Origin of the sequence: Streptomyces sp. NBC_00669 (assembly GCF_036226785.1) — a bacterium.
Classification (GTDB): Bacteria; Actinomycetota; Actinomycetes; order Streptomycetales; family Streptomycetaceae; genus Actinacidiphila.
The window spans coordinates 2,499,842-2,522,059 of the sequence record NZ_CP109018.1 but is presented as its reverse complement, the minus strand read 5'-3'; the positions used below and the strand labels follow the sequence as shown (position 1 = coordinate 2,522,059).

The 22,218-nt window shown below is 72.0% G+C and carries 21 protein-coding genes and 3 tRNA genes; 18 read left to right on the top strand and 6 right to left on the bottom strand.

What is annotated here, in order from left to right:
- Positions 1–316 precede the first annotated feature (316 nt).
- From OG896_RS10045 to OG896_RS10015, 7 genes are all read left to right on the top strand, one after another.
- Positions 317–3,634 (top strand): sensor histidine kinase, encoded by a 3,318-nt coding sequence (locus OG896_RS10045; protein ID WP_329373860.1) that lies wholly within the window; start codon positions 317–319, stop codon positions 3,632–3,634.
- A 9-nt stretch (positions 3,635–3,643) separates the two neighbouring features.
- The gene (locus tag OG896_RS10040) at positions 3,644–4,057 is read left to right on the top strand and encodes a roadblock/LC7 domain-containing protein (protein WP_093787504.1); all 414 of its coding nucleotides are present in this window, start codon (positions 3,644–3,646) and stop codon (positions 4,055–4,057) included.
- Positions 4,058–4,132: 75 nt separating this feature from the next.
- Positions 4,133–4,774, top strand: coding sequence for a DUF742 domain-containing protein (locus tag OG896_RS10035; protein WP_329364280.1), 642 nt, complete (start codon positions 4,133–4,135; stop codon positions 4,772–4,774).
- On the top strand, positions 4,755–5,333 hold the full coding sequence (locus tag OG896_RS10030; RefSeq protein WP_328469907.1) for a GTP-binding protein: 579 nt from the start codon (positions 4,755–4,757) through the stop codon (positions 5,331–5,333). Before OG896_RS10035 ends, OG896_RS10030 begins: the two co-directional genes overlap by 20 nt.
- 182 nt (positions 5,334–5,515) lie before the next feature.
- A tRNA-Gln gene (locus OG896_RS10025) sits at positions 5,516–5,587 on the top strand.
- Positions 5,588–5,607: 20 nt separating this feature from the next.
- Positions 5,608–5,680 (top strand) — tRNA-Glu (locus OG896_RS10020).
- A 63-nt stretch (positions 5,681–5,743) separates the two neighbouring features.
- A tRNA-Glu gene (locus OG896_RS10015) sits at positions 5,744–5,816 on the top strand.
- Between the two features lie 47 nt (positions 5,817–5,863).
- Here OG896_RS10015 and ndgR read toward each other — a convergent pair.
- Positions 5,864–6,580: an IclR family transcriptional regulator NdgR gene (ndgR, locus tag OG896_RS10010; protein WP_328469909.1), complete on the bottom strand. Its 717-nt coding sequence runs from the start codon at positions 6,578–6,580 to the stop codon at positions 5,864–5,866.
- Positions 6,581–6,707: 127 nt separating this feature from the next.
- Here ndgR and leuC point away from each other — a divergent pair, with 127 nt between their 5' ends.
- From leuC to OG896_RS09990, 4 genes are all read left to right on the top strand, one after another.
- The gene (leuC, locus tag OG896_RS10005) at positions 6,708–8,132 is read left to right on the top strand and encodes a 3-isopropylmalate dehydratase large subunit (protein WP_329364278.1); all 1,425 of its coding nucleotides are present in this window, start codon (positions 6,708–6,710) and stop codon (positions 8,130–8,132) included.
- 6 nt (positions 8,133–8,138) lie between these two features.
- Entirely contained in the window at positions 8,139–8,744 is a 606-nt protein-coding gene (leuD, locus tag OG896_RS10000) for a 3-isopropylmalate dehydratase small subunit (protein WP_328469913.1), read from the top strand.
- Between the two features lie 192 nt (positions 8,745–8,936).
- Complete coding sequence (locus tag OG896_RS09995) at positions 8,937–9,161, top strand: hypothetical protein (protein ID WP_329364275.1); 225 nt, start codon at positions 8,937–8,939, stop codon at positions 9,159–9,161.
- 133 nt (positions 9,162–9,294) lie between these two features.
- Positions 9,295–9,915 (top strand): HU family DNA-binding protein, encoded by a 621-nt coding sequence (locus OG896_RS09990; RefSeq protein WP_329364273.1) that lies wholly within the window; start codon positions 9,295–9,297, stop codon positions 9,913–9,915.
- A 151-nt stretch (positions 9,916–10,066) separates the two neighbouring features.
- On the opposite strand, the gene OG896_RS09985 is transcribed toward OG896_RS09990, so the two are convergent.
- Positions 10,067–10,294: a hypothetical protein gene (locus tag OG896_RS09985; RefSeq protein WP_329364271.1), complete on the bottom strand. Its 228-nt coding sequence runs from the start codon at positions 10,292–10,294 to the stop codon at positions 10,067–10,069.
- Between the two features lie 124 nt (positions 10,295–10,418).
- On the bottom strand, positions 10,419–11,072 hold the full coding sequence (cofC, locus tag OG896_RS09980; RefSeq protein ID WP_328469921.1) for a 2-phospho-L-lactate guanylyltransferase: 654 nt from the start codon (positions 11,070–11,072) through the stop codon (positions 10,419–10,421).
- A gap of 188 nt (positions 11,073–11,260) precedes the next feature.
- Between cofC and OG896_RS09975 the strand changes: the two genes are divergently transcribed.
- From OG896_RS09975 to OG896_RS09965, 3 genes are read left to right on the top strand one after another with little or no spacing between them, the layout of a single operon-like run.
- Positions 11,261–12,004: a lysophospholipid acyltransferase family protein gene (locus OG896_RS09975; RefSeq protein WP_329364269.1), complete on the top strand. Its 744-nt coding sequence runs from the start codon at positions 11,261–11,263 to the stop codon at positions 12,002–12,004.
- On the top strand, positions 12,001–13,002 hold the full coding sequence (locus tag OG896_RS09970; RefSeq protein WP_329364267.1) for an NAD(P)H-dependent glycerol-3-phosphate dehydrogenase: 1,002 nt from the start codon (positions 12,001–12,003) through the stop codon (positions 13,000–13,002). Before OG896_RS09975 ends, OG896_RS09970 begins: the two co-directional genes overlap by 4 nt.
- 12 nt (positions 13,003–13,014) lie before the next feature.
- The gene (locus tag OG896_RS09965) at positions 13,015–14,187 is read left to right on the top strand and encodes a D-alanine--D-alanine ligase family protein (RefSeq protein ID WP_329364265.1); all 1,173 of its coding nucleotides are present in this window, start codon (positions 13,015–13,017) and stop codon (positions 14,185–14,187) included.
- Positions 14,188–14,248: 61 nt separating this feature from the next.
- Here the strand turns inward: OG896_RS09965 and OG896_RS09960 are convergent, their stop codons facing one another.
- Positions 14,249–14,731 (bottom strand): DUF3515 domain-containing protein, encoded by a 483-nt coding sequence (locus OG896_RS09960; RefSeq protein WP_329373855.1) that lies wholly within the window; start codon positions 14,729–14,731, stop codon positions 14,249–14,251.
- Positions 14,732–14,778: 47 nt separating this feature from the next.
- The gene (locus tag OG896_RS09955; protein WP_328469928.1) at positions 14,779–15,012 is read right to left on the bottom strand and encodes an Lrp/AsnC ligand binding domain-containing protein; all 234 of its coding nucleotides are present in this window, start codon (positions 15,010–15,012) and stop codon (positions 14,779–14,781) included.
- Between the two features lie 170 nt (positions 15,013–15,182).
- Here OG896_RS09955 and OG896_RS09950 point away from each other — a divergent pair, with 170 nt between their 5' ends.
- Complete coding sequence (locus OG896_RS09950) at positions 15,183–16,148, top strand: thiamine-phosphate kinase (protein ID WP_328469930.1); 966 nt, start codon at positions 15,183–15,185, stop codon at positions 16,146–16,148.
- A 71-nt stretch (positions 16,149–16,219) separates the two neighbouring features.
- Positions 16,220–17,017 (top strand): bifunctional hydroxymethylpyrimidine kinase/phosphomethylpyrimidine kinase, encoded by a 798-nt coding sequence (gene thiD, locus OG896_RS09945; RefSeq protein WP_329373853.1) that lies wholly within the window; start codon positions 16,220–16,222, stop codon positions 17,015–17,017.
- Positions 17,018–17,081: 64 nt separating this feature from the next.
- Here thiD and rpmB read toward each other — a convergent pair whose 3' ends face one another.
- Entirely contained in the window at positions 17,082–17,267 is a 186-nt protein-coding gene (gene rpmB, locus OG896_RS09940; protein ID WP_093737864.1) for a 50S ribosomal protein L28, read from the bottom strand.
- 465 nt (positions 17,268–17,732) lie between these two features.
- On the opposite strand from rpmB, the gene OG896_RS09935 reads away from it, so the two are divergent.
- Both OG896_RS09935 and recG read left to right on the top strand, forming a co-directional pair.
- Complete coding sequence (locus tag OG896_RS09935; RefSeq protein WP_329364263.1) at positions 17,733–19,415, top strand: DAK2 domain-containing protein; 1,683 nt, start codon at positions 17,733–17,735, stop codon at positions 19,413–19,415.
- A 448-nt stretch (positions 19,416–19,863) separates the two neighbouring features.
- On the top strand, positions 19,864–22,137 hold the full coding sequence (recG, locus tag OG896_RS09930; RefSeq protein ID WP_329364261.1) for an ATP-dependent DNA helicase RecG: 2,274 nt from the start codon (positions 19,864–19,866) through the stop codon (positions 22,135–22,137).
- Positions 22,138–22,218 lie beyond the last annotated feature (81 nt).

The following is a 22,218-nucleotide window of genomic DNA, read 5'->3' as shown; positions in this document are numbered from 1 at the left end:
ATGGTTTGCTCAGCCTTTGGACTTATGCCCTTTTTATCTCTAGCCTTCTCACGGAGCCCGCCGGACGCCAGACGTTTGGCGTGCACCTGTATGACGTGCTGGAATTCGCAGAACCTGAGCGTAGGAACGGCCGTCGTTGTTGCGCCGTCGCCGAGAGGTTGTTGGTCCAGTGAGGAACACGAGGCGAGCTGAGGCGGGTACCGGGCAGGGCCCGCGTGGGAACTTCACTCCGCCACAGCGTCCGGGCAGCAGCCCGGAGCCGGTGGCCGAGGACGTGCCGGGGCCGGGCGGCCGGTTCAGCGCGCGCAACTGGCGGATGGCCACCCGGCTGAACGCCATCCTCCTCATCCCGGTCCTCGTCGCACTCGTGCTGGGCGGCTTCCGCGTCAACAGCGCCGTCAGCACCTGGCAGCAGGCCGACGACGCGGTGCACATCGCCAACCTCGTCCGCGCCGCCGCCACCTACGGCAACGCGCTGGAGAACGAGCGCGACACCACCGTGGTGCCCCTGCTGGAAGGCCACCGCGACGCGCAGGAGGTGTCGTCCGCCTACGCCACCACCGACGCCGCCGCCCGCGCCTTCGACAAGGCCGCGATCGGCATACCCGACGGCGCCGACCTCAAGCGCCGGATGGCCAGCTTCCGCAGCGTCGAGCCACAGCTCCCCTCGCTCCGCAAGTCCGCCTTCACCGGCCAGCTCTCCGGGGTGCAGACCGAGGAGTGGTACGTCAGAATCCAGCACCCGCTGAGCGAGCTGTCCAACGAACTCGGCTTCGGCACCGGCAACAGCGCCTCCTACGGCCGCACCCTGTACGCCATCTCGCTCGCCAAGGCCGCCGAGTCGCTGACCCGCTCCATCGGCGTCCACATCCTCGTCGAGAAGCACCCCTCCGCGCAGGAACTCGCCCTCCAGAAGACCGCGCTCGGCTCGTACCAGTACCTGGAGGGCATCGCGCTGGAGGAGTACGACGGCGGTGGCAGCACCGCGGACCAGGCCCGGCTCAAGGCCGCGCAGGACAACGCGGTGAAGCAGGGCCAGGCGCGGATCACCACGGCGCTGAACAAGGCGAAGGCCGCGCACACCGCCTACGTCGTGCCGCCGGACCTCACCAAGATGGTCACCGACCTGACGGACCCGGCGTACACCGTCGCCCGGCTCGACGCCGAGGGCGTCACCCCCGCGTCCTACCTCTCCGCCGCCACGCTCTCCTTCGACGCCTACCGCTCGGTCGAGACCCACCTCGCCGACCAGGCCGCCGCGGACGCCTCGCACCTGGCCTCCCACGCCAAGCGCGACGTGTTCATCAACTCCGCGATCGTGCTGGTCGCGCTGATCATCGCGTTCATCGTGGCCGCGCTGATGGCCCGCTCGATGTCCCGCAACATGCGGCGGCTGCGTGCGGCCGCCTTCGACATCGCCGAGACCCGGCTGCCCGCACTGGTCGACCAGCTCTCCCGCACCGACCCGGGCCGGGTGAACACCCAGGTCGCGCCGATCCCGATCAACACCCGGGACGAGATCGGCGAGGTCGCCCGCGCCTTCGACCAGGTGCACCGCGAGGCGGTCCGGCTCGCCGCCGAGCAGGCGCTGCTGCGCGGCAACGTCAACGCGATCTTCACCAACCTCTCGCAGCGCAACCAGGGCCTCATCCAGCGCCAACTCAGCCTGATCACCGAGCTGGAGAACAACGAGGCCGACCCCGACCAGCTCGAGAACCTCTTCAAGATGGACCACCTCGCCACCCGTATGCGGCGCAACGGCGAGAACCTGCTGGTGCTCGCCGGCGAGGAGCCCGGCCGCCAGTGGAACCAGCCGGTGCCGCTGGTGGATGTGCTGCGCGCGGCGGCCTCCGAGGTGGAGGCGTACGACCGGATCGAACTGGTCGGCATCCCCGAGACCGACATCCACGGCAGCGCGGTCAGCGACCTGGTGCACCTGCTCGCCGAGCTGCTGGAGAACGCCACCTCGTTCTCCTCGCCGCAGACCAAGGTGCGGGTCACCGCGACCCGGCTGCCGGACGGCCGGGTGATGGTCGAGATCCACGACAAGGGCATCGGCCTGACCGCCGAGGACTTCGCGGACATCAACCACAAGCTCGCCGACCCGCCCACGATCGATGTCGAGATCGCCAAGCGGATGGGCCTGTTCGTGGTCGGCCGGCTTTGCGAGCGGCACGGCATCCGGGTCCAGTTGCGCCCCTCCGGCGAGCAGGCCGGCACCACCTCGCTGGTGATGCTGCCCGAGCCGATCACCCACGGCGGTGGCGGCGACCCGGTCGAGCCCGACAGCGACTTCACCGTCTCCCGGATCGTCCCGGAACACGCGGCCGACCAGCCCGGCCGGCCCGGCGAGCCCGGCCTGCTGCGGCCCGAGGTCAACGGGCAGCGCACCGCGGCCGAACTCGGCTTCGACGACTCCCGCTACGACGAGAACGGCCCGCGCGCGCTCGACCCGGTCGGCCGCTCGCTGCTGCGCGAGGAGCGCCGCGCCCAGCTGGAGGCCGCCGCCTCGGACCGTCAGGACGGCGAGCAGCCGGTCGAACTGCCCCAGCAGCGAAGGGAACCGGCCGACTTCGACCCGACCGGCCAGGACCTCGGGAACCAGAACCTCGGCAGCCAGAACCTCGGGGGCCAGGACCACCTCGGCGGACCGGACTTCGGCACCCAGCAGCCGGCCGCCGGGGACTTCGCCGGCCAGGGCGGCTACCCGCAGGGATACGCCCAGGAGTACCCGCAGGGATACACCCAGGGGTACGACCCCAGCTTCGACCCGGCCTACCAGCAGCAGGCGTACGAACAGGGCTTCCAGCCCGGCTACCAGCAGCAGGGCTACACCGAGCCGGCGGGCGGATGGGGTCAACCCCCGGCCGAGACCCCGGCGGAGAACGGCTTTTCGGCCGGTCCCGCGCAGAACGGTTTCTTCGAGCAGCCGTACGGGACCGGTTCCGGCCAGACCTACGACCCCGCGGCGCCCTATGCCGAGCAGCCCGGATACGGCACGGAGTACCAAGACGGCGGTCAGCAGGCCGGGTTCCCGGGGGCTCCTGGTTACGGCCCTGCTCAGGAGGGATGGCCGCAGGACACACCGGAGGTAACGGAATCCGTTCCGCCGCTCCCCGAGGGACCCTCCGAGAGCGTAGTCTCGCCTTCGCTGACGGACGCCGGTCTACCGCGCCGCGAACGGCAGCGCACCAGCCCCTCCGACCAGCAGTCCGATCAGCAGCCCAGCGAGCCGAGCCGGCAGCCGGGTCCGAACCCGCAGGCCGCGCCGCCCGCGGGGGAGCAGCCCGCCCAGGAGTCCACCGATCCCCACGAGCAACCCCAGCCGGACGGCACCGACTGGCGGTCGACGAACGACGAGCACTGGCAGCGGGCCGAGTCGGTCCGCGAGCCCAAGGCAGGCGGGGTCACCCCCTCCGGCCTGCCACGGCGGGTACCCAAGGCCAACCTGGTCCCGGGTGCCGCGGCACAGACCCCGCAGGGCGGCCCACAGGTCTCCCGCGCACCGGAGGACGTACGTGGCAGGTTGAGTAATCTGCGACGTGGCGTCCAGCAAGGGCGCACTGCTGGAACTGACACGAACGGACAGGCCACCGACAGCCGATTCGGCGGCCCCCAGAACCAGGAGCGCTAGTTGAGTCCGATGAGCCAGGCGGCACAGAATCTGAACTGGTTGATCACCAACTTCGTGGACAACACCCCGGGGGTGTCCCACACGGTGGTGGTCTCCGCCGACGGCCTGCTGCTCGCGATGTCTGATGGTTTTCCGCGTGATCGTGCGGATCAGTTGGCGGCGGTGGCCTCGGGGTTGACGTCGTTGACCGCTGGTGCCTCCCGGATTTTCGAGGGGGGCAGTGTGAACCAGACGGTGGTGGAGATGGAGCGGGGCTTCCTCTTCATCATGTCGGTGTCGGATGGTTCGTCGCTGGCGGTGCTGGCGCATCCGGAGTGCGACATCGGTCTGGTCGGCTACGAAATGGCCCTGCTCGTCGACCGGGCAGGAAGCGTACTCACCCCCGACCTTCGGGCCGAACTTCAGGGCAGCTTGCTCAACTAACGCATGGGCGGCGGGCACGCCCGGGCACCTGCCAGGTGCTCGGGTGGCAGCGCGGCCGTTTCAGGAGGAGGACTCGTGAGCACTTCCCCCGGTGGAGACCCGTACGGCAACCAGCCCCAGCAGCCGGCGAACCCGTACACCTACCCGTCGGCGCCCGACCCGGAGCAGCAGCCCGGGCAGCCCGGCACGCCCTACCGCCAGCCCCGCATCCAGCCGTACGCCCCGCCGCAGGCCCCGCCACCGCAGGGCCAGGCGCCGGGGCAGCGCCAGGGCCAGCACGGCCGCCCGCCGGCGCAGGGCCAGGGATACGGCCAAGGTCAGGGCCAGGGGTACGGCCAGGGGCAGGGCCGGCACGACGCGGGCCGCTCACGCACGCCCTCAGGACTGGTCCGCCCCTACGCCATGACCGGCGGGCGGACCCGGCCGCGCTACCAGCTCGCCATCGAGGCACTGGTCAGCACCACCGCCGACCCGGAGCGCCTGCGCGGGCAGCTCCCCGAGCACCAGCGGATCTGCCTGCTGTGCCGCGAGGTCAAGTCGGTGGCCGAGATCTCCGCGCTGCTGACCATCCCGCTCGGTGTGGTCCGCATTCTTGTCGCCGACCTGGCCGAGGCCGGACTGGTCGCGATCCACCAGCCCGGCGGCGACGAGGCCGCGGGCGGCCAGCCAGATGTGACACTGCTTGAAAGGGTGCTCAGTGGACTTCGGAAGCTCTAGCGGTCCGGCCCGCGCCACCACCTCCGCGAAGATCGTGGTGGCGGGCGGCTTCGGCGTGGGCAAGACCACGTTCGTCGGTGCCGTCTCGGAGATCAACCCGCTGCGCACCGAAGCCGTGATGACCTCCGCGTCAGCCGGCATCGACGACCTCACGCACGCGCCGGACAAGACCACCACCACGGTGGCGATGGACTTCGGCCGCATCACGCTCGACGAGGACCTGATCCTCTACCTGTTCGGCACCCCGGGGCAGGACCGGTTCTGGTTCATGTGGGACGACCTGGTGCGCGGCGCGATCGGCGCGATCGTCCTGGTCGACACCCGGCGGCTGGCGGACTGCTTCCCGGCGGTCGACTACTTCGAGAACAGCGGGCTGCCGTTCGTGATCGCCCTCAACGGCTTCGACGGCCACCAGCCGTACGGCCCCGAGGAGGTCCGTGAGGCGCTGCAGATCGGTCCCGAGGCGCCGATCATCACCACCGACGCCCGGCACCGCGGCGAGGCGAAGAGCGCGCTGATCACGCTCGTCGAGCACGCTTTGATGGCCCGGCTGCGCTGACGCCGGCGGGTCCGCCGGTGCGTCCGAGGGGCGCACCGGCCCGGTTCCGGGGGGACTTGGCGATACTCGTTTTGGAGCGCCGTCCCGGATCGGGTAATGTTCTTCCTGCGCCGCCGGACAGGGCCAAGGCCCGAACCGGAGACGCACACCGAACAAGATCCCTTACCGGGATTGCGTTTTGGTGGGGTATGGTGTAATTGGCAACACGGCTGATTCTGGTTCAGTTGTTCTAGGTTCGAGTCCTGGTACCCCAGCAGCACTTCAGCAAGTGCGAGCCCCCGTTGTGTAGCGGCCTAGCACGCTGCCCTCTCACGGCAGTAGCGCCGGTTCGAATCCGGTCGGGGGTACAGATCCTTTCATTCCGTCCACGTCGGGTCGCTCCCGGCCTGGACGACGCGAGGATCGCCAGGGCCCCCGTTGTGTAGCGGCCTAGCACGCTGCCCTCTCACGGCAGTAGCGCCGGTTCGAATCCGGTCGGGGGTACAGAGTTCGACCCGAAGCCCGCCGCGGTCCGCGGCGGGCTTCGTCGTTCATCCGGAGCGGCGCAGTGCCTCGCTGAGCCGGCCGGCGGCGTCGACCACGGCCTGGGCGTGCATCCGGCCCGGGTGCCGGGTGAGCCGCTCGATCGGCCCGGAGACCGACACCGCGGCGACCACGCGGTTGGACGGCCCGCGCACCGGCGCGGAGACCGAGGCGACCCCGGGCTCGCGCTCGCCGATCGACTGCGACCAGCCCCGGCGGCGCACCCCGGACAGCGCGGTGGCGGTGAAGCGGGCGCCCTGCAGGCCCCTGTGCAGCCGCTCGGGCTCCTCCCAGGCCATCAGGACCTGAGCGGCCGAGCCGGCCTTCATCGGCAGCGTGGAGCCGACCGGCACGGTGTCCCGCAGCCCGGACAGCCGCTCCGCCGCGGCCACGCAGATCCGCATGTCGCCCTGGCGGCGATAGAGCTGCGCGCTCTCGCCGGTCATGTCGCGCAGGTGCGTCAGCACCGGCCCCGCGGTGGCCAGCAGCCGGTCCTCGCCGGCCGCGGCGGCCAGCTCCGACAGGCGCGGGCCCAGGATGAAGCGGCCCTGCATGTCGCGAGCCACCATGCGATGGTGTTCGAGCGCGACCGCCAGGCGGTGCGCGGTGGGGCGGGCCAGGCCCGTGGCACCGACAAGCCCGGCCAGGGTGGCCGGACCCGACTCCAGCGCACTGAGCACCAGAGCCGCCTTGTCGAGAACGCCGACGCCGCTAGAGTTGTCCATGAAACGATACTTGCGTCTCAGAGTGTGAAACGCAAGTTCAATTTTCCCGGGAACGCGTCACGCTGGGAGCACAGCGCAGGACCAACACCTAGTGGGCCCCGCGACGACGCGGGCCGGAGGGACAGCGATGGGTAGGACACTCGCGGAAAAAGTCTGGGACGACCATGTCGTCCGCCGCGCCGAAGGCGAACCTGATCTGCTTTTCATCGATCTCCACCTCCTGCACGAGGTGACCAGCCCCCAGGCGTTCGACGGGCTGCGGATGAACGGCCGGCGGGTGCGCCGTACCGACCTCACCATCGCCACCGAGGACCACAACACCCCGACCCTCGACATCGACAAGCCGATCGCCGACCCGGTCTCCCGGACCCAGTTGGAGACGCTGCGCAAGAACTGCGCGGAGTTCGAGGTGCGGCTGCACCCGCTCGGTGACGTCGAGCAGGGCGTGGTGCACGTGGTGGGGCCGCAGTTGGGCCTGACCCAGCCCGGCACCACCGTGGTCTGCGGCGACTCGCACACCTCCACGCACGGCGCTTTCGGCGCGCTGGCGTTCGGTATCGGCACCTCGCAGGTCGAGCACGTGCTGGCCACCCAGACGCTGCCGCTGGCCCCGTTCCGCACGATGGCGGTCACCGTCGACGGCGAACTGCCCGACGGCGTCACCGCCAAGGACCTGATCCTCGCGGTGATCAGCCGGATCGGCACCGGCGGCGGCCAGGGCTACGTCATCGAGTACCGCGGCTCGGCGATCGAGAAGCTCTCGATGGAATCCCGGATGACCGTCTGCAACATGTCGATCGAGGCGGGCGCCAGGGCGGGCATGATCGCCCCGGACCAGACCACGTTCGACTACCTGGAGGGCCGCGCGCACGCCCCCAAGGACGCCGACTGGGACGCGGCCGTCGCGTACTGGAAGACGCTCAGGACCGACGACGACGCCGTCTTCGACCACGAGGTGCGGATCGACGCGGCCGAGTTGGCGCCGTTCGTCACCTGGGGCACCAACCCGGGCCAGGGCGCGCCGCTGAGCGCGTCCGTGCCGGACCCGGCGTCGTACGCCGACGCCGGCGACCGGATCGCCGCCGAGAAGGCCCTGGAGTACATGGGCCTGACCGCGGGGCAGCCGCTGCGCGAGGTCGCCGTGGACACCGTCTTCGTCGGCTCCTGCACCAACGGCCGGATCGAGGACCTGCGCGCGGCCGCCGCCGTCGTGCAGGGCCGCCGGATCGCCGACGGGGTACGGATGCTCGTGGTCCCCGGCTCGGTGCGGGTGGCGCTGCAGGCCGTCGAGGAGGGCCTGGACAAGGTGTTCACCGCCTCCGGCGCCGAATGGCGGCACGCGGGTTGCTCGATGTGCCTGGGTATGAACCCCGACCAACTCGCGCCCGGCGAGCGCTCCGCGTCCACCTCGAACCGCAACTTCGAGGGACGGCAGGGCAAGGGCGGCCGTACCCACCTGGTCTCCCCGCAGGTGGCCGCCGCCACCGCGGTGCTCGGCCACCTCGCCTCGCCCGCCGACCTGTCCGACGCCCCTGTCCTGACGGAGGTCTGAGCCGCCATGGAAGCCTTCACCACCCACACCGGCCGGGCCGTGCCGCTGCGCCGCAGCAACGTGGACACCGACCAGATCATCCCCGCGCACTGGCTGAAGAAGGTCACCCGCAACGGGTTCGAGGACGGCCTGTTCGAGGCGTGGCGCAAGGACGACTCGTTCGTGCTCAACGCGCCGCAGTACGCGGGTGCCACCGTCCTGGTGGCCGGCGCCGACTTCGGCACCGGCTCGTCCCGCGAGCACGCCGTCTGGGCGTTGCAGAACTACGGCTTCAAGACGGTGATCTCGTCCCGCTTCGCGGACATCTTCCGCGGCAACTCGCTGAAGAACGGGCTGCTGACGGTGGTGCTGCCGCAGGAGACCGTCGAGGAGCTGTGGCAGCTCGTCGAGGCCGACCCGACCGCGGAGATCACCGTGGACCTGGTCGCCCGAGAGGTGCGCGCCGACCGCCCGCAGGGGCCGCTGACCGCGCCGTTCGAGCTGGACGACAACGCCCGCTGGCGGCTGCTGGAAGGGCTGGACGACATCAGCCTGACGCTCGCCAACGAGCCGGACATCGCCGCGTTCGAGAGCACCCGGCCGTCCTGGAAGCCCAGTACCGCAAGGGTCTGACGCCCCTGGCCGGGCCCCTGGGTCCGGCCGCCGCACGCACCGCGCAAGCGCCCCTCACGTCCTCGTGGGGGGCGCTTTCGCGTGTCCGGACGACCCGGACACCACCCCGCCATGGGTACTGGAAAACAGGCTCGGAACACCCGGTTGGCCCTGTCGCGCTCGACAACTCGCCGCAGATGGCACAATCGACGCATGGAACGCGACGGCCAACTGGAGCTCTACGGGGTCCTCGCCGCGCGTTTGAAGCAGGCGCACACGCGCGTCGCCAATCCCGAAGTCCCGGACGGGACAAGGCGGGAGTTGACCCGGCGACTGCTCGCGGTGACCGCGGTGGCGAAGCACGATCTCGCCGACGCGGCACGGCGCCTGGAGGTGTTAACGGCTGAGTTGGACGAGCTCGGAATCCCCGATCACTGATCACGCGGAGTACCGAGTTCGTTGCGGCACAAGGGTGATTCGCCCGTTTCGTATTTGATTTGCGGTATATATCCGCCTAGCGTGCGAAATCAGCCCGTACTCATTCGCCGGGCAAGTTTCCGAAGGGGAAGACGTGAACAAGGCGCAGCTCGTAGAAGCGATTGCCGACAAGGTGGGCGGCCGGCAGGCCGCCGCGGACGCGGTTGACGCGGTTCTCGACGCGATCGTCCGCGCGGTGGTCTCCGGTGACCGGGTCTCGGTCACCGGGTTCGGTTCGTTCGAGAAGGTCGAGCGTCCCGCCCGTTACGCTCGCAACCCCCAGACCGGGGAGCGGGTCCGGGTCAAGAAGACCTCCGTGCCGCGGTTCCGTGCGGGGCAGGGCTTCAAGGACCTGGTCAGCGGGTCGAAGAAGCTTCCGCGTGGCGGCGAGGTCTCGGTCAAGAAGGCGCCCAAGGGCAGCCTGAGCGGCGGTGCCTCCACCACCGCCCGCACCGCGACGAAGAAGGCCGCCGCGAAGAAGGCGACCACCGCGCGGAAGGCGGCCACCGCCAAGACCGCGGCCGCGAAGAAGACCACGGCGGCCAAGAAGACCACCGCGAAGAAGGCGTCCACCGCGAAGAAGTCCGCCACGAAGAAGGCCACCACCGCGAAGAAGGCCGCCGCCAAGAAGGCGCCCGCCAAGAAGACCACCGCGAAGAAGGCGCCGGCCAAGCGCTCCGCCCGCAAGACCGCGAAGCGCGCCGCCGCCAGGTGACAGCCGCGTTACGGCTCCACCGCTCCACCCGCTCCACCCGTTTCACCGCGCCGGGCCGGGCCCCCTTCCCACGGGGCGCCCGGCCCGCGCTATTTCGCGTCCGCGGGTCGGACGGGATCGGGCTCCGGCTCGGACGGGGTCGGGCTCCGGGTCAGGCCGGGTCGGGACCCGGGTCCGGGAAGGTCTGCAGGGTCAGGAACGTCACGCGGCGGGCCGAACCCGCGCCCTCGGTGCGGATACGGACCCGCTGGCCCGGGCGCAGCAGCAGCAGCCGCCCCGCGTCGAACGCCGCGGCGTCGAACTCCAGCGGGGTGCCGTCGTCCAGCAGCACACTGCCGGCGCGGCTGACGGGATCGAACGTGAACGCGGTGGCCTGCATGGTGGCAAGCCTAGACCGGACCCTCCGGGGCGGTGCGTTCTGTCGGTTCCGGGACCCCTTGCCGGTGGACAGTTGGCCCGCGCGACAAGCCACCCACCGACAGCTGGTCCCGGAACCGGCGGGACTACCCGCCCTGGGGGGTCAGGCTCGCCGCAGCCGCGGCCGTGTGCGGGCCGACGCCCAGCGCGAGCGCAACGGCGAGGTCTTCCAGGGTGTCCACGTCCTGCCGCACCGAGGGCGCCGCGGGGAGCGTGATCTCGGCGGCCCCGGACGCGAGGTGCCGCGCACGCGACGCCCCGCCGAACCCGGGAGCGAGCGGCAGATACGGCACCGTGGTGAGCAACGTTGTCCCCACGCCGGTCGCATCGGCGAGGAACGCCCGCTCACAGGCCCCCGCGGCCGCGCGCAGCACTTCCGCCAGTTCCCCCGGCCGCAAGGCCGGGAGATCGCCGTTCAGGGCCGCGACCGGAGCATGCGGCCGGCGCGCCCTGACCGTCTCCGCGCCGTGCCGCAGCGCGGCGTTCAGCCCGGCGGCGGGGGAGTCCGCCACGACGAAGGCGCCGAGCCCGGCGAGTTCGGCACCGGCGGTCGCGTCGTCGGTGACCACCGTGACGTCCTCGACCTCGGCGCAGGCCAGCGCGGCGCCCACCGTGTCCAGCGCGAACGCCAGTGCCAGCGCGGGTCGTACCGCCCCCGCCGCCGCCAGCCTGCTCTTGGCCACCGCGAGCGGCTTCAACGGCACGACCAGCGACCACCTCGCCTCATCCACGTCGTCCATTGTGCGGGCCACCACCGACAAAGCCGCCGGGCCAGGGCGCGGCCGGCCCCGCGGCACCGTCGGCGCCCGGTACCAACCCGGTACCCGCCCGGTGACAGAGGTGCCCCGCCGGACGTGAACCGCTGGCGTTAACCTCTCGGTAGCCGCGATCCTTGAGCGGCGCCACCGGCAACGAAGAGGAGTCCCGGGTGTCCCGCCGCAGAATCGGTTTCTGGTACCGCCTGGCGGCCGCCATCGCCAAGCCGCCGCTCATCGTGCTCTTCAAGCGGGACTGGCGCGGAATGGAGAACATTCCGGCCGAGGGAGGATTCCTCACCGCGGTGAATCACAACTCCTACCTCGACCCGCTGCTGTACGCGCATTTCCAGTACAACACCGGTCGGCTTCCGCGCTTCCTGGCGAAGGCGGCGCTGTTCAAGCCGTTCTTCGTCGGCGCGGTGATGCGCGGCACCGGGCAGATCCCGGTGGTGCGGGCCACCGCCGACGCCGCGGCGGCGTACCGCTCGGCGGTCGAGGCGGTCAACAAGGGGGAGTGTGTGGCGTTCTACCCCGAAGGCACCCTCACCCGGGACCCGGACCAGTGGCCGATGGTCGGCAAGACCGGCGTCGCCCGTGTCGCGCTGCTCACCCGGGCACCGGTGATCCCGATCGCCCAGTGGGGCGCCAACGAGTTCCTGCCGCCGTACGCGAAGAAGCCGAGCTTCCTGCCGCGCAAGACGCACCGCGTGCTGGTCGGCCCGCCGGTCGACCTCAGCGCCTGGTACGGCAAGGAGCCCACCGCCGAGGTGCTGCGCGAGGTCACCGGGGCCATCATGTCCGATGTGAAGCAACTCCTGGCAGAAGTCCGCGGCATCCCCGCCCCGGCCGGCCTGTACGACCCGCGCAAGGCGGCCAAGGACGCCAAGGGCAACGACGGCAAGGGGGCGGCGTGACGGCTCGCTGCGCCGTGTACGGCACCGGGTCCTGGGGCACCGCGTTCGCGATGGTGCTGGCCGACGCGGGCTGCGAGGTGTCCTTGTGGGGGCGCCGGCCCGACCTCGCCGCCGCCATCAACACCACCCGGATCAACCCGGAGTACTCCAGCGAGATCACGCTGCCGCCGGCCGTGACGGCGACCACCGACCCGGCCGAAGCCGCGGCCGGCGCCGAATTCGTCTTCCTGGCCGTGCCGTCGCAGGTGCTGCGCGCCAACCTCGCCGACTGGGCACCCCTGATGCGTCCCGACGCGGTCCTGGTCAGCCTGATGAAGGGCGTCGAACTCGGCACCGCCAAGCGGATGAGCGAGGTGATCGAGGAGGTCGCCAAGGTCGATCAGGACCGCGTCGCGGTGCTGACCGGCCCCAACCTCGCCCCCGAGATCGCCGCCCGCCAGCCCGCCGCCGCGGTGGTCGCCTGCCGTGACGAGTCCGCCGCCCGCCGCATCCAGACCGCCTGCCACACCGCGTACTTCCGGCCGTACACCAACACCGACGTGACCGGGTGCGAACTCGGCGGCGCGGTGAAGAACGTGATCGCGCTTGCGGTCGGCATCGCCGGCGGCATGGGCATGGGCGACAACACCAAGGCGTCCCTGATCACCCGCGGCCTCGCCGAGACCACCCGGTTGGGCCTGGCGATGGGCGCGGACCCGTACACCTTCGCCGGCCTCGCCGGGATGGGCGACCTCGTCGCCACCTGCTCCTCCCCGCTGTCCCGCAACAACACCTTCGGCCACAACCTCGGCCGCGGCATGAGCCTCGCCGAGACCATCGCCGCCACCAGCCAGACCGCCGAGGGCGTCAAGTCGTGCGAGTCCGTCGCCGACCTCGCCCGCAGGCACGGCGTCGACATGCCGATCACGGAGACCGTGGTCGACATCGTGCACAACGGGAAGTCACCCGTCGTGGCCGTCAAGGAGTTGATGTCACGTTCCGCGAAACCCGAACGGTAAGGTCAACGCGACATGAGCAACCTGCCATCGCCCCAGAGCCCGGATCAGCACTCCGAGCGGCCGAGTTACGACCGCAAGCCGCGCGTCGCCGTCGTGTTCGGCGGGCGCAGCTCCGAGCACGGCGTGTCCGTGGTGACCGCGGCCAGCGTGCTGCGCGCCATCGACCGCGACAAGTACGACGTCCTGCCGATCGGCATCACCACCGAGGGCCGTTGGGCGCTCACCGCCGACGAACCCGAGCGGATGGCCATCGCCGACCGGCGGATGCCCAGCGTCGAGCAGGTCACCGACCACGACGGCGCGGTCCTGCTGCCCGTCGACCCGGGCAACCGGGAGGTCGTCTACACCGAGGTCGGCGCGGTGCCGAAGGCACTCGGCGAGGTCGACGTCGTCTTCCCCATGCTGCACGGCCCCTACGGCGAGGACGGCACCCTCCAGGGGCTGCTGGAACTGTCCGGCGTGCCGTACGTCGGCGCGGGTGTGCTCGCCTCCGCGGTCGGCATGGACAAGGAGTACATGAAGCGGATCTTCACCTCGTTCGGGTTGAAGGTCGGCCCGTACACGGTGATCCGCCCGCGCGAGTGGGAGCAGGACCAGGCCGCCGCCCGCCGCAAGGTGCTGGACTTCGCGCAGGTGCACGGCTGGCCGCTGTTCATCAAGCCGACCCGGGCCGGCTCGTCCATCGGCATCAGCAAGGTCGAGGGCCCCGACGAACTCGACGCCGCCCTCGCCGAGGCCCGCAGGCACGACCCGAAGGTGCTCGTCGAGGCGCTGCTGCGCGGACGCGAGATCGAGTGCGGCGTGCTGGAGTTCGCGGACGGCCCGCGCGCCTCGGTGCCCGCCGAGATCCCGCCGGCGTCCAGCAGCGACTTCTACGACTTCGACGCGAAGTACATCGACTCCGCCGAGGGCATCGTGCCGGCCCCGCTCACCGAGGAGCAGACCGAGCGCGTACGGCGGCTGGCCGTCGAGGCGTTCGAGGCCGCGTCCTGCGAGGGCCTGGTCCGCGCGGACTTCTTCCTGCTGGACAGCGGGGAGTTCGTGATCAACGAGATCAACACCATGCCCGGCTTCACCCCGATCTCGATGTACCCGCGGATGTGGCAGGAGAGCGGTGTCGGCTACACCGAACTGATCGACCTGCTCATCCAGGCGGCGCTGCGCCGCTCCACCGGCCTGCGCTGACCGCGGCGCCGGCCCCGACCCGCCGTCCGCACCGATCCCCGCCGAGCCGAGCGTGCCGCGCTCAGATTCCGGCGGGGATCGTGTGCTTGACCGCCGAGGCCAGATCGGTCAGCGGCCCGAGGTCGGTGGCGTACTTCTTCGGCAGCACCACCTCGACGTACGCCTTGCGCAGCGTCGTGGTCAACCGGAAGGAACCGTCCGACTGCGGTTCGATGGACCAGCCGACACCGTCGACCTCCACCCCGTCGGTGTTCTCCGAGTCGTCCGCGGCCGGACGCGGCACACCGCAGCGCAGCACGATCGTAGGATCACCCCATCCGGCGGTCAGCGGGGACACCGGCTTGAGATCATGGCCGGGCAGTCCGTTGACCTTCTTCGGCAACTGCGCGTGCAGCGCCTTGCAGTAGGCGGTGACCTGGGAGTCCGGAACCGGGACGGCGACCGACTCGTCGTCGCTACCGGAAGCGGTGAACACGTAGACCGCCGCCGCGGACAGGCACGCGGCGGCGGACACGGAGATCAGCACGACCCGGCGGTAGAACATCACCGGGAAAGCATAGGGAGAGCCCCGCTTCCAGGGCTCGGCGGGGGCTATATATGGACGACCGGGCAGGTCAGCGTGCGGGTGATGCCTTCCGCCTGCTGGACCTTGGCGACCACCATGCGGCCGAGTTCGTCGACCGTGTCGGCCTGGGCGCGGACGATGACGTCATAGGGACCTGTGACGTCCTCCGCCTGAATGACTCCGTCGATCTTGGAGATCACCTCCGCTACTGCCGAGGACTTCCCGACCTCGGTCTGGATCAGGATGTACGCCTGTACCACGGAACCTCCAGGGCGGCTTCGAGGATCATGTGGGAGGGGAGACGCCACGTTATCGCGTCGCCGCGCGCAGCGGGGAGACCCGCGCGGTACCAGACCCCCGTATTGGCGGGAAACACGCAGTGGAACGGACCGGAGCACGGGCACCGGCCGAGAATCGAGGGGACGACGATATGAAGGGGACTGTGGGCGAGCTGGGGGAGTTCGGGCTCATCAGGGAACTGACCTCCCGCCTCACCTCTACCCCCGCGGTGCAGATCGGCCCCGGCGACGACGCCGCCGTGGTCGCCGCACCCGACCGCCGGGTGGTGGCCACCACCGACGTGCTCCTCGAAGGACGGCACTTCCGCCGCGACTGGTCCACCGCCTACGACGTGGGCCGCAAGGCCGCCGCGCAGAACCTCGCCGACATCGCGGCCATGGGCGCGGTGCCCACCGCGGTGCTGCTCGCCCTCGTGGTGCCCGCCGAACTGCCCGTCACCTGGCCGGTCGAGTTGATGGACGGCATCAGGGACGAGTGCCAGGTGGCCGGTGCGGCGGTGGTCGGCGGCGACGTGGTGCGCGGCGACACCATCACCGTGTCCATCACCGCGCTCGGCGACCTGCGCAACCGCGCCGCCGTCACCCGCGCCGGCGCCCGCGCGGGCAACCTGATCGCCGTCACCGGCTGGCTCGGCTGGTCCGCCGCCGGACTCGCCGTGCTCTCCCGCGGGTTCCGCTCGCCGCGCGCCTTCGTCGAGGCGCACCGCCGGCCCGAGCCGCCGTACCACGCGGGCCCGGCCGCCTCGGAGCTCGGCGCCACCGCGATGACCGACGTCAGCGACGGCCTGGTCGCCGACCTCGGCCACATCGCCGCCGCCAGCGGCGTGGACATCGACCTGCGCTCCGCCGCCATCGACGTACCCGCGCAGATGACGGACATCGGCCAGGCCGTCGGTGTCGATCCGCTGCACTGGGTGCTCACCGGCGGCGAGGACCACGCCATCGTGGCCGCGTTCCCGCGCGACGTGAAACTCCCGGCCCGCTGGCGGATCATCGGCGACGTCACCGCGCCCGCCGGGCGCACCCCGCGGGTCACCGTCGACGGCGCTCCCTGGGACAAGGCCGGCGGCTGGGACCACTTCGGGTCCGACGCGTGAGCGGCCCGGACGCGGCCGGCGCCACGGGTGAGCCGGCCGCGCCCCGGCAGCAGCGCACCGCGCCACCGCGGGTGCTGACCGTGGCCGGCTCCGACTCCGGCGGCGGCGCGGGCATCCAGGCCGACCTCAAGACGATGCTCGCGCTCGGCGTGCACGGCATGAGCGTGCTCACCGCCGTCACCGCGCAGAACTCGCTGGGCGTACAGGGTGCCTGGGAACTGCCGGTCGACGCGGTCCGCGCGCAGTTCCGCGCCGTCGTCGACGACATCGGGGTGCAGGCGGTCAAGACCGGCATGCTCGCCTCCGCGGCGACGGCCGGCACCGTCGCCGACCTGCTCGGCGGGCTCGACCGCGACGTACCCGTGGTGGTCGACCCGGTCGCCGTCTCCAAGCACGGCGACGCGCTGCTGGGCGAGGAGGCGGTCGACGTGGTGCGCGGCCGGCTGCTGCCGCTGGCCACGGTGGCCACCCCGAACCTCGACGAGGTGACCCAGCTCACCGGTGTCGTGGTCGCCGACGAGGCGGGGATGCGCGTGGCGGCCCGCGCGGTGCTCGGGTACGGCCCGCGCTGGGTGCTGGTCAAGGGCGGGCACCTGCCCGGCGCCGAGCGGCACGCGGAGGCCGTGGACCTGCTCTCCGACGGCCGCACCGAGCGGTGGTACCGCGCGCCCAGGTACGCCAACCGCCACACCCACGGCACCGGCTGCACCCTGGCCAGCGCGCTCGCCTCGTACCTGGCGCTGGGGCACGACGTGCCCGCGGCGGTCGGCTACGCCAAGGAGTACGTCAGGGGCGCCATCGAGGCGGGCTTCCCGCTCGGGGCGGGCATCGGCCCGGTCGACCACGGCTGGCGGACCCGCACCGGGTAACGCTGAAAAGCCGATCCACCGTGAGGTGGATCGGCTTCAGGTAGCCACCAGGACTGCGCTGCGGTCAGCGCGTGACCTTGCCGGCCTTGATGCACGAGGTGCAGACGTTGAGGCGCTTCGGCGTCTTCCCGACAACCGCACGCACGCGCTGGATGTTGGGGTTCCAACGACGCGGAGTACGGCGGTGCGAGTGGGAGATGCTGTTGCCGAAGCCCGGCCCCTTGCCGCAGACGTCGCAGTTAGCAGCCACGGGTCACTCCAAAGACTTCAGATGCTCAGATGCATTTACGGTGAGAAAACCCGGGAGAGCCCCAGGCAACCGGAGCAGCATACAACGACCGCTCCCGTAGAACGAAACTACCACGGTCCGGACGCCCTCCCGGCCGGTGGCCGCCCGGACCCCGCCGGTGACCACCCGGTGACCGTACGGGAGATCGGCAGGTGACGGCCAGGTTGCCGGCAGGGAGCGCGCCCGCCGGCCGCCGGACGCCCGCACCACCCGGCCGTCGCCTTCTGCCCGCCCTCCCGCCCGGCAGTACGCTCACCAGCAGCCCCATCCCAGGACGCCGGACCCCCGGCCCCCGACGCCCGGACCGCCGACGTCCGAACGGCGCCGACCGCAGAACCGCCCGTCCGCTCGACCGCCCGACGTCCGAACCGCCTGACCGCCGAACTCCCGACCCCGGCGCCCCCGGTGCCCCGCAAGGAGGACCTGTTGCCCCCCACGCTCGACGCGGCCGCGGTGCGTTCCTGGTGCCGGCTCTCGCTACGGGCGCTGGGGCGGGCCCGCGAGGAGATCGACGCGATCAACGTCTATCCGGTCGCCGACGGGGACACCGGCACCAACCTCTACCTGACCGTCGAGTCGGCCGCCCAGGCCGTCGAAGCGGTCTTCGACGCGCACGCCGCCGGCCGCGCCGACCCCGACGGCGCCCCCGCGCCCACCCTCACCGAAGCGTTCCGCGCCCTGTCGCACGGTGCCCTCATCGGCGCCCGCGGCAACTCCGGCACCATCCTCGCCCAGTTGCTGCGCGGCGTGAACGAGGCGCTCTCCGCGCCTCCGGGACCGGACGGCCGGATCGCGGCGGACGACCTGCGCCGCGCGCTCGCGGCCGCCGCGGAGGCCGGTTACGCGGCCGTGGCCCGGCCGGTGGAGGGCACCATGCTCACCGTCGCCACCCGCGCCGCCGAGGCGGCCCGCGCCGCCGAGGGCGGCATGACCGAGGTGGCACGGGCCGCCCACGCCGCCGCTCTCGCCGCGCTGGCCGCCACCCCCGGCCAACTCGGCGCGCTGCGCAGGGCCGGTGTGGTGGACGCGGGCGGCCTCGGCCTGGTCGCGCTGCTCGGCGCGCTCTGCGAGGTCGTCACCGGCGAGCCCCCCACCGACCGGCCGGTCTCCGGCACGGGCACCTCCTTCCGCCACGCGCACGTACCGGAAGCCGGCGACCCCGACGCCGAGCCCTGCGCCGACGGTTCCGCGTTCGGCGCCGACGGACCCGCGTTCGAGGTGATCTTCCTGCTGGAGGGCACCGACGCCACCGTGGACGTGCTGCGCGGCCGGCTCGACGCGCTCGGCGACTCGCTGGTCGTGGTCGGCGGCGACGGCCTGTGGAACGTCCACGTCCACGTGGACGACGTCGGGGCCGCGCTGGAGGCCGCGATCGACGCCGGGCGGCCGTACCGGATCAGGGTCACGCACTTCGGCGACCAGGCCCGGCGGCCGCGCGGCGAGCGAGCCGTACGCGCCGTGGTCGCCGTCGTCCGCGGCGACGGCCTCGCCGAACTGTGCGCCCAGGCCGGCGCGACCGTGGTCGCCCTACGCCCGGGGGAGCGGCCCGCCAGCGGCGAGATCGCCGCCGCCATCCGCCGCGCGCACGCCCGCGAGGTCGTCCTGCTGCCCAACGACACCGAGTTGCGGCACGTGGCGGGCGCCGCCGCCGAACAGGCCAGGGCCGACGGCGTACGGGTCGCCCTGATCCCCACCCGCTCGGCCGTGCAGGGCCTGTCCGCGCTCGCCGTCCACGAGCCGAGCCGCCGCTTCGACGAGGACGTGGTCGCCATGACCGCGGCCGCCGGCGCCACCCGCTACGCCGAACTCGCCGTCGCCGAGCACCAGTCCTGGACCACCGCCGGGATCTGCCAGGCCGGCGACATCCTCGGCCTGATCGAGGACGACGTCGCCGTCATCGGCGCCGACCTCGCCGAGACCGCGGTCGCCACGCTGGAACGGATGCTCACCGCCGGCGGCGAACTCGTCACCCTCGTCCTCGGCCCCACCGCCCCACCCGACCTCGCCGACCGCCTCCGCGCCCACGTCCACGACCACCACCTCGCGGTCGACACGGTCACCTACGAAGGCGGCGACACGGCCACCCCTCTCCTCATCGGCGTGGAATAGGTCCGCCGTCACCGGCAGGTGGAAGGGTTCCGGGAGCGGGCACCCGCAAATCGGGTGGAGTAGCGAGGGTCCTACGGTGGTCAGGACCGGTTCCCGGAGTGGGCGCCGTTACGTGCGAGCCGTTCTTACGTGTGGGGCACCCGCTCAGCCCCTTTTTTGCCGCCGGCTCGCCTCCGGGCGCTTAGACCCGGTGTCGACGGTCGATCGTGCTCGATCGCTCGTTCCTCACGATCTCCGCGCGTTCTCCACTTTCGACACCGGCGCGCCCTTTGGCTCGCCGGCTACAACGGCGAACCGTTCTTACGCGTAGGCACCCGGTCCGGGGCGGCGCAGCGTAAGAACGGCTCCCCACGTGAGGGTGCCCCACACGTAGGAACGGCACCCCCGTCACCGGGCCGGCCCGTGTGGCTCGTGCCGTTGTCGGCGCGGTGCGCAAAGATTGGGCGTGATGACTGGGAACCCGCTGGACGACCCGCTGCGCAAGCTCGTCGGTGACCGTACGGCCAAGGTGCTCGACGAGCACCTCGGGCTGCGCACGACGGGGGATCTGCTGCACCACTACCCGCGGCGGTACGCGGAGCGCGGCGAGCTGACGCGGCTGGCGGACCTGCCGGTCGACGAGTACGTCACCGTGGTCGCGCAGATCGCGAAGGCGGACAAGCGGACGTACGGCGGAGGGTCCGGGGTGCGGTTGGAGGTCGTGGTGACCGACGGCAGCGGCTCGCTCACCCTGGTCTTCTTCAGCAAGGCCGCGCACGCCCACGCGCACCGGCTGCTGCCCGGCCGCCGCGGAATGTTCTCCGGCAAGGTCTCGGTCTTCAACCGCACCCGGCAACTCGCCCACCCGGACTACCAGTTGCTCGACGCGGAGGCCGATGACGGCCCGGACGCGAAGGACGCGGTCGACGCGTTCGCGAACCGGCTGATCCCGCTGTACCCGGCGGTGAAGCAGATCACGTCCTGGCGGATCGCCCAGGCCGTGGACACCGCGATCGACTCGCTCGGCGCGATCGGCTGGGCCGGGGTCGGCGAGCCGCTGCCGGCGGAGCTGCGGGCCGGGCGGGACCTGGTGGCGCTGCCCGAGGCGCTGGAGAAGGTGCACCGGCCGCGCACCAAGCGGGACATCGAGGTGGCCCGGCAGCGGCTGAAGTGGGACGAGGCGTTCGTGCTCCAGGTGGCGCTGGCCCGGCGCCGGGCCGACGAGTCGGCGCTGCCCGCGGTGCCGCGGGTGCCGTGTGAGGACGGGCTGCTGACGGCGTTCGACGGGCGACTGCCGTTCACGTTGACCGAGGGCCAGCAGGCGGTGTCGGCCGAGGTCTTCGCGGACCTGGCCACCGACCACCCCATGCACCGGCTGCTCCAGGGCGAGGTCGGCTCCGGCAAGACCCTGGTGGCGCTGCGCGCGATGCTCGGTGTGGTGGACACCGGCGGCCAGGCGGCGATGCTCGCGCCGACCGAGGTGCTCGCCCAGCAGCACCACCGCTCGATCACCGAGATGATGGGCGACCTGGCGGAGTCCGGCATGCTCGGCGGCTCCGAACTGGGCACCAAGGTGGTGCTGCTGACCGGCTCGATGGGCGCGGCGGCCCGCAGGCAGGCGCTGCTCGACCTGATCAGCGGGGACGCGGGCATCGTGATCGGCACCCACGCCCTGATCGAGGACAAGGTGAAGTTCCGCGACCTGGGGCTGGTGGTCGTGGACGAGCAGCACCGCTTCGGGGTGGAGCAGCGCGACGCGCTGCGCGCGAAGGCCGAACAGCCGCCGCACCTGCTGGTGATGACGGCCACCCCCATCCCGCGCACGGTCGCGATGACCGTCTTCGGCGACCTGGAGACCTCGGTGCTCGACCAGTTGCCCGCCGGGCGCTCCCCGATCGCCACCCACGTGGTGCCGGCCGCGGAGAAGCCGCACTTCCTCGCGCGGGCCTGGGAACGGGTCCGCGAGGAGGTCGAGTCCGGCCACCAGGCGTACGTGGTCTGCCCGCGGATCGGCGACGAGGAGGACGCGAAGGCCGTCGCGAAGGCCGCGGGCGGCAGCGGGAAGGCGAGCGGGAAGGCAAGCGGCAAGTCGGCCGCGAAGGGCGCCGCCGACGAGGGCGAGGAGCGCCGCCCGCCGCTGGCCGTGCTCGACGTCGCCGACCAGCTCGCCAAGGGCCCGCTGAGCGGCCTGCGGGTCGAGGTGCTGCACGGCAGGATGGCCCCCGACGCCAAGGACGACGTGATGCGCCGGTTCGCCGCCGGCGGCGTCGACGTGCTGGTGGCGACCACCGTCATCGAGGTGGGGGTCAACGTGCCGAACGCCACCGCGATGGTGATCATGGACGCCGACCGGTTCGGCGTCTCCCAGCTGCACCAGCTGCGCGGCCGGGTCGGCCGCGGCAGCGCCCCCGGGCTGTGCCTGCTGGTCTCCGAGGCGCCCGAGGCGAGCCCGGCCAGGACCCGGCTCGACGCGGTCGCCCGCACCCTCGACGGCTTCGAGCTGTCCCGGATCGACCTGGAGCAGCGCCGGGAGGGCGACGTGCTCGGCCAGGCCCAGTCCGGTAGCCGCTCCAGCCTGCGGGTCCTCGCCGTCATCGAGGACGAGGACGTGATCGCCGCGGCCCGCGACGAGGCCACCGCGCTGGTCGCCGCCGACCCCGACCTGGCCGGACACCCCGACCTGCGCAGCGCGCTGGAGAGCCTGCTCGACGCGGACCGCGAGGAGTACCTGGAGAAGGGCTGACGACCCCGCGCACCAGGTCGTACGCCGGAAGGTTCAACCGCCGCCTCCCGGGGCCGCGACCGCCCGGACCGCGATCCCCGG